The 13,888-nt window shown below is 57.5% G+C and carries 11 protein-coding genes and 3 tRNA genes; 2 read left to right on the top strand and 12 right to left on the bottom strand.

Annotated elements, in window-relative coordinates; all coding sequences use genetic code 11:
• Nucleotides 1–150: 150 nt before the first annotated feature.
• From clpX to BUB69_RS08420, 6 genes are all read right to left on the bottom strand, one after another.
• Nucleotides 151–1,434, bottom strand: a complete 1,284-nt coding sequence (clpX, locus tag BUB69_RS08445; RefSeq protein ID WP_024687896.1) for an ATP-dependent Clp protease ATP-binding subunit ClpX — start codon at nucleotides 1,432–1,434, stop codon at nucleotides 151–153.
• Nucleotides 1,435–1,540: 106 nt separating this feature from the next.
• Nucleotides 1,541–2,182, bottom strand: coding sequence for an ATP-dependent Clp endopeptidase proteolytic subunit ClpP (gene clpP / locus BUB69_RS08440; RefSeq protein ID WP_002552734.1), 642 nt, complete (start codon nucleotides 2,180–2,182; stop codon nucleotides 1,541–1,543).
• Nucleotides 2,183–2,273: 91 nt separating this feature from the next.
• Nucleotides 2,274–3,584 (bottom strand): trigger factor, encoded by a 1,311-nt coding sequence (gene tig / locus BUB69_RS08435; RefSeq protein WP_073164570.1) that lies wholly within the window; start codon nucleotides 3,582–3,584, stop codon nucleotides 2,274–2,276.
• Nucleotides 3,585–3,956: 372 nt separating this feature from the next.
• A tRNA-Leu gene (locus tag BUB69_RS08430) sits at nucleotides 3,957–4,041 on the bottom strand.
• A gap of 56 nt (nucleotides 4,042–4,097) precedes the next feature.
• Nucleotides 4,098–4,173, bottom strand: a tRNA-His gene (locus tag BUB69_RS08425).
• A gap of 53 nt (nucleotides 4,174–4,226) precedes the next feature.
• Nucleotides 4,227–4,303: transfer RNA gene (locus tag BUB69_RS08420), tRNA-Arg, on the bottom strand.
• Nucleotides 4,304–4,598: 295 nt separating this feature from the next.
• On the opposite strand from BUB69_RS08420, the gene folD reads away from it, so the two are divergent.
• Entirely contained in the window at nucleotides 4,599–5,456 is an 858-nt protein-coding gene (folD, locus tag BUB69_RS08415; RefSeq protein WP_073164567.1) for a bifunctional methylenetetrahydrofolate dehydrogenase/methenyltetrahydrofolate cyclohydrolase FolD, read from the top strand.
• 62 nt (nucleotides 5,457–5,518) lie between these two features.
• Here the strand turns inward: folD and BUB69_RS08410 are convergent, their stop codons facing one another.
• The 6 genes from BUB69_RS08410 to BUB69_RS08385 all read right to left on the bottom strand — a co-directional run bounded on the left by BUB69_RS08410 (nucleotide 5,519) and on the right by BUB69_RS08385 (nucleotide 11,568).
• A complete protein-coding gene (locus BUB69_RS08410; protein WP_073164564.1) occupies nucleotides 5,519–7,324 on the bottom strand; it encodes an ABC transporter substrate-binding protein in 1,806 nt (601 codons plus the stop codon).
• An 86-nt stretch (nucleotides 7,325–7,410) separates the two neighbouring features.
• Entirely contained in the window at nucleotides 7,411–7,683 is a 273-nt protein-coding gene (locus BUB69_RS08405; RefSeq protein ID WP_024687892.1) for a DUF2160 domain-containing protein, read from the bottom strand.
• Between the two features lie 11 nt (nucleotides 7,684–7,694).
• Nucleotides 7,695–8,495: a carbohydrate ABC transporter permease gene (locus BUB69_RS08400; protein WP_073164561.1), complete on the bottom strand. Its 801-nt coding sequence runs from the start codon at nucleotides 8,493–8,495 to the stop codon at nucleotides 7,695–7,697.
• A 9-nt stretch (nucleotides 8,496–8,504) separates the two neighbouring features.
• Nucleotides 8,505–9,368 (bottom strand): carbohydrate ABC transporter permease, encoded by an 864-nt coding sequence (locus tag BUB69_RS08395; RefSeq protein ID WP_073164558.1) that lies wholly within the window; start codon nucleotides 9,366–9,368, stop codon nucleotides 8,505–8,507.
• Nucleotides 9,365–10,474, bottom strand: a complete 1,110-nt coding sequence (locus tag BUB69_RS08390; protein ID WP_073164555.1) for an ABC transporter ATP-binding protein — start codon at nucleotides 10,472–10,474, stop codon at nucleotides 9,365–9,367. The genes BUB69_RS08395 and BUB69_RS08390 overlap by 4 nt, the downstream gene beginning before the upstream one ends.
• Entirely contained in the window at nucleotides 10,474–11,568 is a 1,095-nt protein-coding gene (locus tag BUB69_RS08385) for an ABC transporter ATP-binding protein (RefSeq protein WP_073164552.1), read from the bottom strand. The genes BUB69_RS08390 and BUB69_RS08385 overlap by 1 nt, the downstream gene beginning before the upstream one ends.
• Before the next feature lie 295 nt (nucleotides 11,569–11,863).
• Here BUB69_RS08385 and BUB69_RS08380 point away from each other — a divergent pair, with 295 nt between their 5' ends.
• Entirely contained in the window at nucleotides 11,864–13,717 is a 1,854-nt protein-coding gene (locus BUB69_RS08380) for a sigma-54-dependent Fis family transcriptional regulator (protein ID WP_073164548.1), read from the top strand.
• Nucleotides 13,718–13,888: the final 171 nt, after the last annotated feature.

Below are 13,888 nucleotides of genomic sequence, written 5' to 3'. Positions count from 1 at the left end.
AGATGGGGGTAGTACTCGAAAAAAACAAGCCCCGAGGGTTGCACGGCCGACCTGCTTCACATCATCTAAAGGACGAATGAGCGGGACAAAAATGCAAAAGGGGACCCTGAGGGCCCCCTTCCGTGTCTTTCTACGCGATCACACGAGGTGTTACGCGTCTGGAGCAACCTTGGCAGGCGGCTCGCTGTTCTCATAGATCAACAACGGCTTGGACGAGCCATCGATCACGCTTTCGTCGATCACCACCTTGCTCACGTCACTCTGCGACGGGATTTCGTACATGGTGTCGAGCAGCACGCCCTCAAGAATGGAGCGCAGGCCACGGGCACCGGTCTTGCGCTCCAGCGCGCGACGGGCAACCGATTTCAACGCATCGGTACGGAACTCGAGGTCCACACCTTCCATTTCGAACAGCTTGGCATACTGCTTGGTCAGCGCATTCTTCGGCTCGGTAAGGATCTGCATCAGTGCAGCCTCATCCAGCTCGTCAAGCGTTGCCAGAACCGGCAGACGACCCACGAATTCCGGGATCAGACCGAACTTGACCAGATCGTCAGGCTCGACTTCACGCAGGGATTCGCCAACCTTCTTGCCCTCTTCCTTGCTGCGAACTTCGGCATTGAAGCCGATGCCGCCACGCGTGGAGCGGTTCTGAATGACCTTTTCCAGGCCCGAGAAGGCGCCACCGCAGATGAACAGGATGTTGCGCGTGTCCACTTGCAGGAATTCCTGCTGTGGGTGCTTGCGGCCACCCTGAGGCGGAACGGAAGCCACGGTTCCCTCGATCAGCTTCAGAAGGGCTTGTTGCACGCCCTCGCCGGAAACGTCACGTGTAATCGAAGGGTTGTCGGATTTGCGCGAAATCTTGTCGATTTCGTCGATGTAGACAATGCCCATCTGGGCCTTCTCTACGTCGTAATCACATTTCTGCAACAGCTTCTGAATAATGTTTTCCACGTCCTCACCGACATAACCGGCTTCGGTCAGGGTGGTGGCGTCGGCAATGGTGAACGGCACATTGAGCAGGCGGGCCAGTGTTTCGGCCAGCAGCGTCTTGCCGGAGCCCGTAGGGCCGATCAGCAGGATGTTGCTCTTGCCAAGTTCAACGTCGTCATTTTTCTTGTCGCGCTGGTTCAGTCGCTTGTAGTGGTTATAAACCGCTACTGCGAGAACCTTTTTGGCACGCTCCTGACCTATCACATACTGATCAAGGATGCCGCTGATTTCTTTAGGCGAAGGCAATTTATGCGCGCTGCTTTCGGCCTGTGCTTCCTGCACCTCCTCGCGGATGATGTCGTTGCACAGGTCGACGCACTCGTCGCAGATAAAGACCGAGGGGCCGGCAATCAATTTGCGCACTTCATGCTGGCTTTTGCCACAGAAGGAGCAATAGAGCAGTTTGCCGTTGTCCTCGCCGTTGCGGGTGTCAGTCATTCGATCGATCCAATCCGGTAGGCTTGCAACACAAGATGAAGGCTATTGCGGGCTTTTTCAAGTCCGCAGGCGGTCGGTTGCGCCGACCCCCTACATTTTGAGCTGCTTAGGCAGGCATTTGACGCTTGTTGATCACCGAGTCGATCAGGCCATATTCAGCCGCACGCTCTGCGCTCATGAAATTGTCACGCTCGGTGTCGCGCTCGATGGTTTCGAGGCTCTGGCCGGTGTGATGCGCCAGCAACGAGTTCAGACGGTGACGAATATGCAGGATTTCCTTGGCATGAATGTCGATGTCCGACGCCTGCCCCTGAAAACCGCCCAACGGCTGGTGAATCATCATGCGCGAGTTCGGCAGGCAGTGACGCTTGCCCTCGGCACCGCCAGCCAGCAGGAATGCACCCATGCTGCAGGCCTGACCGATGCAGATAGTCGACACGTCCGGCTTGATGAACTGCATGGTGTCGTAGATCGACATGCCCGCAGTCACCGAACCGCCCGGTGAGTTGATGTAGAGATGGATATCCTTGTCCGGGTTTTCCGCTTCAAGGAAGAGCAGTTGCGCCGCGATAAGGTTGGCCATGTAGTCCTCTACCGGACCAACCATAAAGATCACTCGCTCCTTGAGAAGGCGCGAATAGATGTCATAGGCACGCTCGCCACGGGCGGACTGCTCGATAACCATCGGGACCAGGCCGCCAGCGGCCTGGATGTCAGAGTTCTGCTGAATATAAGAATTGCGGGACATGTCCTGCATTCACTCCCAAATAGTCGAGTCTTGAATACGCACAAGCCAGCGCGAAGGCTGGCTTGTGGGTGTTTTCGAACGAAAAGAGAAATCAGTCGGCTTTTGGAGCTTCCACCGGCTTGACAGCTTCTTCGTAGGAGACCGATTTGTCGGTCACGCTAGCTTTCTGCAAAACAGTATCTACAACTTGCTCTTCAAGCACAACAGAACGTACTTCGTTCATCTGCTGCTCGTTCTTGTAGTACCAGGCCACAACCTGCTCAGGCTCCTGATAAGCCGACGCCATTTCCTGGATCAGGTCACGGACGCGAGCGTCGTCAGGCTTGAGGTCGAACTGCTTCACGACTTCAGCAACGATCAGACCCAGCTCGACGCGGCGCTTGGCCTGCTCTTCGAACAGCTCTGCAGGCAGCTGATCCGGCTTGATGTTGCCGCCGAATTGCTGAACGGCCTGCACGCGCAGACGGTTGACTTCGTTTTCCAGCAGCGCCTTAGGCACTTCGATCGGGTTGGCAGCCAGCAGACCGTCCATCACCTGGTTCTTCACCTTGGACTTGATGGCCTGACGCAGCTCGCGCTCCATGTTCTTGCGAACTTCGGCGCGGAAACCGTCGATACCGGTTTCCTTGATGCCGAACTGCTTGAAGAACTCTTCGTTCAGCTCAGGCAGTTTTGGCTCGGAAACGCCGTTGACAGTCACGGTGAACTCGGCTGCCTTGCCGGCCAGCTCCAGGTTCTGATAGTCCTCAGGGAAGGTCACGTTCAGAACGCGCTCTTCGCCAGCCTTGGCGCCGACCAGGCCGTCTTCAAAGCCAGGAATCATGCGGCCTGAACCCAGAACCAGCTGAGTACCGCTGGCAGAGCCACCCGCGAATGCTTCGCCGTCGACCTTGCCGACGAAATCGATGTTCAGCTGGTCTTCGTTCTGAGCGGCACGATCGGTCTCTTCAAAACGAACGTTCTGCTTGCGCAGCACTTCCAGCATGTTGTCCAGATCGCTGTCAGCCACATCGGCAGACAGACGCTCTACAGCGATGGTATCGAAACCGGCAACGGTGAATTCCGGGAAGACTTCGAAAGTCGCCACGTATTCCAGATCCTTGCCTTTTTCGAAGGATTTCGGCTCTACAGCAGGTGCGCCAGCCGGGTTGAGCTTCTGCTCGACAACGGCTTCGTAGAAAGTAGCCTGAATCAGATCGCCCAGCGCTTCCTGACGCGCGCCGTCTTCGTAACGCTGACGGATCACGCTCATAGGCACCTTGCCAGGGCGGAAGCCCGGGATCTTGGCTTTACGTGCGGTCTGTTGCAGACGCTTGTTGACTTCGGTCTCGATGCGTTCGGCAGGCACGCCGATGGTCATGCGGCGCTCAAGAGCGGAAGTATTTTCAACAGAAACTTGCATGGATATTCCTCGTTGCACAGACGTTAGCCGGCCGTTTCCGACCCCAGAATCAAGGGCATGCATTCTAGTGGGTCAAACTCAAGAAGTCACCCTACTGAAAAAGGGCAGATTAAGAGGAAGGAACCGGCCCCCTGCCGAACGCGGACAACAAGCGCCTCGCGCCGCCAGCGATGCGTCTGGCACGGCCTCTCTATAAGGAAGCATCCATACCCGACCACTGCCGACTCCTTCCACGTAGCACGCCTCACTGGACCGACGGCAGCAGCTTTCGGACCAGCGAAGCGGTAAAACCAATACGTTGAAACAAAAAAAGCCGCACGAGGCGGCTTTTTTCTTATAACCAAAGTGTCATCACTCAGGCTATTTGTATCTTGGTGCGGACGGAGAGACTCGAACTCTCACACCTTTCGGCGCTGGAACCTAAATCCAGTGTGTCTACCAATTCCACCACATCCGCGCTGCAAGCTTTTAAAGCAAAGGCGCCAGACTATGAATCTGGCGCCTTTCTTAATATGGGGTGGACGAAGGGGATCGAACCCTCGACAACAGGAGTCACAATCCTGTGCTCTACCAACTGAGCTACGCCCACCATATTGCGTGTGACCAGTACAACTTTACTTGCTGTGCCAAAGCTGCCTTGAATGGCGCACCCGGCAGGACTCGAACCTGCGACCATCCGCTTAGAAGGCGGATGCTCTATCCAGCTGAGCTACGGGCACTTATATAATCTGTATTCTTTGACGATCACAAATTAAAAGGCTTTCAATCACACCGAGCCGATTTGCAACTCTGCCTGACCTAATCAACCAGTGCTAGCTTAACCAGTGCTGGGCTCTGCCCGGCAAGTGCGACGAATCTTATAGACGCCCCCTGAGGTCGTCAACTCTTTTTTGAAAAAAATTCAGTTAGATAAAGGAGTTAGCGGAATATGCTGACCAAGCGCCTTTGCCCTCGCGTCATGTCATGCGAGAATGCGCGCTCATTTTATTTCCTCTCGATGGTTAATCACGCGTCATGACTGCAAAACTAATCGACGGCAAAGCGATCGCCGCCAGCCTGCGCCAGCAGATCGCCAAACGTGTCGCCGAACGTAGCCAGCAAGGCCTGCGCACGCCGGGCCTCGCGGTGATTCTGGTGGGCAGCGACCCCGCCTCCCAGGTGTATGTCTCTCACAAGCGCAAGGACTGCGAGGAAGTCGGCTTTGTTTCCCGGGCCTACGACTTGCCTGCGGACACCACTCAGGCTGCATTGACCGAGCTGATCGACCGCCTCAATGAAGATGCCGCTGTCGACGGCATTCTTCTGCAATTGCCTTTGCCGGAGCATCTCGACGCCTCGCTGCTGCTGGAGCGCATACGCCCCGACAAGGACGTGGACGGTTTCCACCCTTATAACGTCGGCCGCCTTGCCCAGCGCATTCCGCTGCTGCGCCCCTGCACGCCAAAAGGGATCATGACCCTGTTGGAAAGCACTGGCGTGGACCTGTATGGAATGGATGCCGTGGTCGTCGGTGCGTCCAACATCGTCGGTCGTCCGATGGCCATGGAACTGCTGCTGGCCGGCTGCACTGTGACCGTCACCCATCGTTTCACCAAGGATCTGGCAGGCCATGTGGGCCGCGCCGATCTGGTGGTGGTTGCCGCTGGCAAGCCCGGCCTTGTGAAAGGCGAATGGATCAAGCCCGGCGCCATCGTGATCGATGTCGGCATCAACCGTCAGGACGATGGCAAGCTGGTGGGTGACGTTGTCTATGAGACCGCCCTGCCCCGCGCAGGCTGGATCACGCCTGTACCTGGCGGCGTTGGCCCCATGACGCGCGCCTGCCTGCTGGAGAACACCTTGTACGCGGCAGAGACGCTGCACAGCGAATAAAGCCTGTCGGCGCTCAACAAAAAACGGCACCCGAGGGTGCCGTTTTTGCATTTCACTCAGGCTTATTTCTTGGCCGCTTCCCAGCTTTTCAGCAGGTCGGCATAGGCAATGGTTTCGCCTTTTGGCTTTTCATTGGCCAGCTTGCGCTGTGGTGCGAGGAACTTGCCACCACTGTTCTCGGCCTTGGAGTACCACTCTTCAGCCGAGGTTTCCGGGTTCATCCTGGGTGCACAACCGCTGGCGTCCTGGACCTTGGAGCGCTCGATGCGCGTCATGATCGCATCCTGATCCTTGGCCAGCCCGTCCAGTGCGGCCTGAGCGGTTTTCTCGCCAGTGACTGCTTCAGCCACATGACTCCACCACAACTGCGCCAGCTTCGGATAATCCGGCACGTTGGTGCCGGTTGGCGACCATTGCACTCGGGCCGGGCTGCGATAGAACTCGACCAGACCGCCAAGCTTCGGCGCCAGCGCAGTCATTTCCTTGGAGTTGATGTCCGACTCACGAATCGGAGTCAGCCCCACGATGGTTTTCTTCAGCGATACCGATTTGGACGTCACGAATTGCGCATACAGCCAGGCTGCCAGACGCTTTTTCTCGTCGGAAGATTTGAGGAACGTCCATGAACCCACGTCCTGATAGCCCAGCTTCATGCCTTCTTTCCAGTACGGACCTTTAGGCGACGGTGCCATGCGCCATTTCGGCGTGCCATCGGCATTCATCACGGGCAGGCCAGGCTTGGTCATGTCAGCGGTAAACGCGGTGTACCAGAAAATTTGCTGCGCAACGTTACCCTGCGACGGCACCGGCCCCGATTCGGAGAAGGTCATGCCCGCCGCTTCCGGCGGTGCGTAGGCTTTCAGCCAGTCGATGTATTTCTGGGTCGCGAAGACGGCCGCCGGGCCATTGGTGTCGCCGCCACGGGTGATGCTGGAACCCACCGGATGGCAGGCCTCCACACGGATGCCCCACTCATCCACAGGCAAGCCATTGGGCAGGCCCTTGTCACCACTGCCTGCCATGGAGAACCAGGCGTCGGTGAAACGCCAACCCAGCGAGGGATCCTTTTTGCCGTAGTCCATGTGACCAAAGACTTTCTTGCCGTCGATGGTCTTGACGTCTTCGCTGAAGAACTTGGCGATGTCTTCATAGGCCGACCAGTTGACCGGCACGCCCAGCTCATAGCCGTACTTGTCCTTGAATTGCTTTTTCAGGTCAGCGCGCTCGAACCAGTCGGCACGAAACCAGTACAGGTTGGCGAATTGCTGATCAGGCAACTGATAGAGTTTGGATTCGACAATGACCTTGCCGGATGCATCTTTGACTTCAGGCGAAGTCGTGAAGGAGGTGCCGATGAAATCCTTCAGGTCCAGCGTAGGAGACGTGACCTTCGCACCCTCGGCACTGGCCATCAGGTCAGTCAGCGACATCGCTTTGCCGTAGCGCATGTGAGTACCGATCAGGTCCGAGTCGTTGACCCAGCCGTCATAGATACTTTTGTCCGACTGCATGGCCGTCTGCAGTTTCTCGATGACGTCACCTTCCTGAAGCAGGTCGTGAGTGACCTTGATCCCGGTGATTTCAGTAAACGCCTTGGCCAGTGTCTTGGATTCGTATTCATGGGTCGTCAAGGTTTCGGAAACCACCTTGATGTCCATGCCACGGAATGGTTCGGCAGCCTTGATGAACCACTCAAGCTCCTTCAACTGCTCGGCATCGGACAGCGTGGTCGGCTTGAACTCGCTGGCCGCCCACTTCTTCGCCGCTTCTTCGTACTGATCCGCCCAGGCTGAAACACTCAACCCGCTGAGCATTACCATGGTCGCCAACGTCACGCTATGTCGTAGCTTGTTTTTCTTATTGAACATAGACACCTCCAGAGTTGCTTCTTATGTAGTCCCGCTTTTCGAATACCGCCAGCCGGATCGCCCGGATATCTGCACCCGACCGACCGCTAACCCCACCGCATTACGACCAACAACCACACCAGCGATATCAGCGAGGCGATCCAGACGCTCCAGTCCGTCAAGCCGATGACCAGCAGATGCAGGTAAGCACTTCCCAGCAGCCCGATGAAAAGACGATCGCCGCGACTGGTAGCGATCGGCAGAAAGCCGCGTTGTTCGACGCCAGGGGAACGCAGTTCCCAGACTGTCATGCCAGCGAGCAGCAGTGCGATGCCGCCGAAGAAGGACGCCGTCAAGGGTGTCCAGGCCATCCAATCCATATCCCGACTCCTCAGACACGGCCAAGGGCAAAGCCCTTGACCACGTGATTGCGAACGAACCAGATCACCAGCATGCCAGGCAGAATAGTCAGAACTCCCGCCGCCGCCAGTACCCCCCAATCAATACCCGATGCCGACACCGTTCGCGTCATGACTGCCGCGATAGGCTTGGCATTGACAGAGGTCAGGGTGCGCGCCAGCAACAGCTCGACCCAGGAAAACATGAAGCAGAAAAACGCGGTCACCCCGATACCCGAGCCGATCAACGGGATGAAGATCTTCACGAAGAAACGCGGAAAACTGTAGCCATCAATGTAGGCCGTTTCGTCAATTTCCTTCGGAACGCCTGACATGAAGCCTTCCAGAATCCACACTGCCAGCGGCACGTTGAACAGGCAGTGCGCCAGCGCCACAGCAATGTGGGTGTCAAACAGACCGATCGACGAGTACAGCTGGAAAAATGGCAGCAGGAACACGGCGGGCGGCGCCATGCGGTTGGTGAGCAACCAGAAGAACAGATGCTTGTCACCCAGAAACCGGTAGCGCGAGAACGCGTAGGCTGCCGGCAAGGCCACCGTCAGGGAAATCACCATGTTCAGGCAGACGTAATACAGCGAGTTGATGTAGCCGCTGTACCAGCTTGGATCGGTAAAGATCACCTTGTAGTTGGCCAGGGTGAAATCCTGTGGCCAGAGCGTCAGACCGCCGAGAATCTCGGTATTGCTCTTGAACGACATGTTCAACAGCCAGTAGATCGGCACCAGCAGAAACAGGATGTACAGCAACAACGGCACCATCTTGCGTGCGTTCATGGCCGTTCCTCAGTTCTTGTCGCTATGGGTCATGGCGGTGTAAAACAGCCAGGACACAAGCAGGATGATCAGGAAATACACCAGCGAGAATGCCGCCGCCGGCCCCAGGTCGAACTGACCGATCGCCATTTGCGTCAGGGTCTGGCTCAGGAATGTGGTCGCATTGCCCGGCCCGCCGCCTGTGAGCACGAAGGGCTCGGTGTAGATCATGAAGCTGTCCATGAAGCGCAGCATCACTGCGATCAGCAACACACTCTTCATTTTCGGCAACTGGATATGGCGGAAGATTGCCCAGCCAGAGGCTCGGTCGATACGCGCCGCCTGGTAATACACATCCGGAATCGCACGCAAACCTGAATAACTCAGCAGCGCGACCAGCGACGTCCAGTGCCACACATCCATCACCAGCACCGTGACCCAGGCGTCCATGGTATTGCCGGCATAGTTGTAACTGATGCCCATGGCATTGAGGCTCCAGCCCAGCAGGCCGATGTCACCACGGCCGAAGATCTGCCAGATGGTGCCCACCACGTTCCAGGGAATCAGCAGCGGGATGGTCATCAGGATCAGACAGACCGTCGACCAGCGCCCTTTGGTCGGCATGCACAGCGCCACGGCGATGCCCAGCGGAATTTCAATCAGCAGCACGCAAGCCGAGTAAATGAACTGGCGCAGCAGCGAGTCATGCAGACGCGGGTCCTGCAGGACCTGCCTGAACCAGTCGGCACCCACGAAATAGCGGCTGGACTGGTCGAAAATGTCCTGCACCGAATAGTTGACCACGGTCATCATCGGCACGATGGCGCTGAATGCCACCAGCAGAAACACCGGCAGCACCAGCCACCAGGCCTTGTTGTTCTGGACCTTGTTCATGGCATGTCTCGCTCAGGAGTGGACTCAAGCAGGAAGTCATCGGCATAGACCATCAGCCATTGCGCAGGAAAACTGATCCACGCCTGGCCCTGGGGCACCGGTTTGTCTTCGGGCATGCGCACCTTGAGCTTCTGCCCGGCCAGCGACAGCGTCAAAATCTTGTAGGTGCCCAGGTCTTCGACGTACACCACATCGGCGCACATCGCCTCTTCGTAGGGCCCATCCCAGACGTGGACGAACTCGGGACGAATACCGATCTTCAGGCTGCTGAACGAGGTCCGCGCGATCAGCTGCTGCAACAGGCTGGACAACGGCACATGAACGTCACCGAAACCGACGCCATCGCCTTGCGGCTTCACCTCGATGAGGTTCATGCCTGGGCTGCCGATGAAGTAGCCGACGAAGGTGTGACGCGGTTTTTCGAACAGCTCGCGAGGCGTGCCGAACTGCACGATCTGACCGCCATACATCACTGCGATCTTGTCGGCAAAGGTCGACGCCTCAAGCTGGTCATGAGTGACGTAGACCATGGTGATGTTGAACTGCTCGTGAATCTGCTTGAGCTTGCGACGCAGTTTCCACTTCAGGTGAGGGTCGATAACCGTCAGCGGCTCGTCGAACAGAATCGCCGAAACATCATCACGCACCAGGCCACGGCCCATGGACACCTTCTGCTTTTCATCGGCTGTCAGGTTGCGGGCCTTCTTTTTCAGCAGCAGTTGCAGATCCAGTACATCAGCGATTTCGTGGACCTTGGTGAGAATGCGCGCCTCGTCCATGCCTTGGTTGCGCAGAGGAAACGCCAGGTTATCGAACACCGTCATGGTGTCGTAAATCACCGGAAACTGAAAAACCTGGGCGATGTTGCGGCGCTCGGGTGGCAGATCGTTGACCACTTTGGAATCAAACAGGACCTGCCCCTGCGAAGGACTCAACAGGCCGGAGATGATATTGAGCAGGGTCGACTTGCCGCAGCCCGAAGGCCCCAGCAATGCATAAGCGCCGCCCTGCTCCCATATATGGCTCATCTCGCGAATGGCGTAATCGTCCGGCCCGGGGTTGGCACTGTAGCTGTGAGCCAGGTTCTGCAAGCGTATCTCAGCCATCAGGCAACCCTCGACAGACGCAGGCCCGGCGCCTGAATAAGGCCGCCCTGCTGATCGAACACGAATAGTTTGTGGGTCGGGATGTACACCCGGATCGACGCGTCAACGTCGTAGGCATGCACGCCCGGCAAGTGCAAAACCAGCGAAAACAGCTCGTTACGCACATGCAGAAAGGTTTCCGAGCCGCTGATCTCGGCCAGTTCCACCGTGACCGCCAGCTCCAGATCGTCATCGTTGGAAGGCACCAGGCTCAGATGACTTGGCCGCACCCCAAAACGGTATTCGCCGTCACCGATGGCTCGCAGATCCGCGTTGAGCGGGAAGTGCACGAAATTGGCAAAGCTCACCTCGTTGCCGTCGATACGTCCGTCCATGAGATTGATGGGCGGTTCCGAGAACAGCTCGGCGGCCAGAACGGTCGCGGGCTTGTGATAGACCTCAGGTGTCTTGCCACTCTGTACCACCCGGCCTTCATGCAGGATGGTGGTCGTACCGCCCAGGGCCAGCGCCTCGTTCGGTTCAGTGGTGGCGTAGATGGCGATCGTGTGGCGAGCGGCGAACAGCTCGCGCATTTCCTGGCGCAGCTCCTCGCGCAACTTGTAGTCCAGGTTGACCAGCGGCTCGTCGAACAGGATCAGCTCCGCGTCCTTGACCAGCGCCCTGGCCATGGCAGTGCGTTGCTGCTGACCGCCGGACAGCTCAAGCGGGTAGCGTTGCAGAAACTTCTCGATGCGCAGCATCTTGGCCGTGTCGTTGACGCGGCTGTGGATCATGTCCTTCGACATGCCCGCCTGACGCAGCGGTGAGGCGATATTCTCGAATACCGTCATGCTCGGGTAATTGATGAACTGCTGATAGACCATCGAGACATTGCGCAGACGAACCGGCCGCTGCGTGACATCGACCCCGTTCATCAGCACTCGCCCGCTGTCGGGTTTGTCCAGCCCGGCGATCAGGCGCATGAGACTGGTTTTGCCTGACAGGGTGCGCCCCAGCAGAACGTTGAAGGACCCCGGCTCAAAGCTCAGGGATGCGTCGTCGATCCATATTTGGCCATCGACTGCGCGGCTGACGTGCTCCAGCGTGAGAGACATGGCGTGCCCTTTGTTGTTTTTTTAAGGGTAATGCGTGATGGAAGTGCAGATAGCGACATTCGTGCCAATTCTGTCACTACCTCGCCAATGCCCGTTCCAGAGCGTTCCCCCGCATTCACTGGCTAAAAGCGGCTTCGCAGCTGAACAAAAATGAACAGTAAACGCTGAACAACTGAACAAAATGAACGTTGACTTTGAACACATCTGAACGACACTGGAAGGACGTTGCACGCCAGGATGGACACGCGACGAGACCTGAAAATAAAAACAACACGTCATCCTTGCAGGCCTTGCCATGGCTCAATCCAGCACCTCGCTCGCTCACGACATCATCATTCGCGATTCATGGACACGTTGCCGGGACTTCGGTCTCAGCCACCAGACACGTCCATCGTTCGGCCAGTTGCCCGGATCAGAGGTCTCACAATTGCTGGAGCGCCACAACGCGCTGGTGCAGACCACCCATCAGGAAGTGCTGCCGGTCTACGAGAACATTCTGAGTAACTCGAACTGCCTGATCCTGCTGGCCGACCCTCAAGGCCAATTGCTCAAGTCATGGGGCACTCAGCGGTTTGGCGACTCGTCACACCAGGGTTTTCTGGCGGGGGCCAGCTGGAGCGAGCGAGGCACCGGCACCAATGCCATCGGCACGGCACTGGCCTGTGAACAGGCCATCCATATCGAACCGGACGAGCACTTTCTCAAGGCCAATCGCTTCATGACCGGCTCTGCCTCGCCGATCTTCGACGCTGACCGGCGCATCATTGCGGTCCTGGATGTGTCCAGCGACAGCTTCCTGCCGCCCTCGCACACCCTGGGCATGGTCAAAATGATGAGCCAGTCGGTGGAAAACCGGCTGATCCTCGACCAGTTTCGCGACACCCATTTTCAACTGATCTTCAATACCGGCCTGAACAACCTGGACAGCCAATGGGCCGGCCTGCTGATTTTCGACGAAAGTGGCCAGATCCTCTGTGCCAATCGCCGAGCCGACAACCTGCTGGGTGTCAGGCTTTCGGGTGTGAGCATCGAGACATTGTTCAAATGCCCGATTCTGCAATTGCTCAGCGAAACCGAAGCCCGGCCGTTCGCCTTGCACGCGTTCGGCAACAACCGCTTTCAATGCCTGATCAAACGCCCAAGGCGCAAGCCACTAAAACTGCATGCTGTGACGACCACGCCTGCGCCGGTTGCCGCTCGCAACCTGGACCTGCACGCTATCAGCCTGGGCGATGCACGGGTCGAGAAAGCCGTGCTTCAGGCTCAGCGCTTGCTGGAAAAGGACATCCCGCTGCTGATCCACGGAGAGACCGGGGTTGGCAAGGAGGTGTTCGTCAAGGCGCTGCATCAGGCCAGTTCGCGGGCGAGTCAACCGTTGATCGCCGTAAACTGCGCAGCGATCCCGGCCGATCTGGTTGAAGCAGAGCTGTTCGGCTACACCAAAGGTGCATTTACCGGCGCAAGCCAGAAAGGCAGTATCGGGCTGATACGCAAGGCCGACAAAGGCACGCTGTTTCTGGACGAAATTGGCGACATGCCAATGTCCGTACAAGCGCGTCTGCTTAGGGTCTTGCAGGAGCGTTGCGTCCAGCCGCTGGGCGGCGGCGAGTTGTATCCGGTGGATATCCGCCTGGTGTCGGCTACCAACCTCACACTGCGTGATCAGGTGCAGGCCGGGCATTTTCGTCAGGACCTGTATTACAGAATCAGCGGTCTGAACATCGAGTTGCCGCCGCTGCGCGAGCGAACCGACAAACACGTGCTGGTCCAGCGCATCTGGGAGCGGCATCGGGATCCGCACCAGCGCGCAGGATTTTCACGGGAAGTGCTTGAGCTGTTCGAACATCACCCGTGGCCAGGCAACATTCGCCAGCTCAACAGCGTGATTCAGGTAGCGCTGGCGCTGGCTGACGATCAGCCGATTGGCACCGAGCATTTGCCGGAGGATTTTTTTCTGGATGCGGGCATGAGTGAACGTTGCGATCGGCAGATGCCATCAAACCAGCAGGAGCCGTTGCAACCCACCGATGACCTGAACAATCTGCTTCAGGCCGCCGGAGGGAATATCTCGCAATTGGCGAAGCGACTCGGGGTGAGCCGCAACACGCTGTACAAGCGCTTGCGGGAACAGCAGTGCGGTGAAACCTGATCGCTTTCCCTACCGTTGTTATGCCTGGCTCGACACTGCTCGAGCCCATCGCTCCGCGTTCAGCGGTATACACAATTCTTGCTGCAACCAACGGACTGTGGGAGGCGGCTTGCCGGCGATGTTTTTCTGAAGCGACCTATCAGTGACTGAGCTGACGCCATCGCCGGCAAG

The sequence above is a fragment of the Pseudomonas asturiensis genome (assembly GCF_900143095.1).
Lineage (GTDB): Bacteria > Pseudomonadota > Gammaproteobacteria > Pseudomonadales > Pseudomonadaceae > Aquipseudomonas > Aquipseudomonas asturiensis.
The sequence above is the reverse complement of the archived record's forward strand: the minus strand, read 5'-3'. Positions and strand labels throughout refer to the sequence as shown.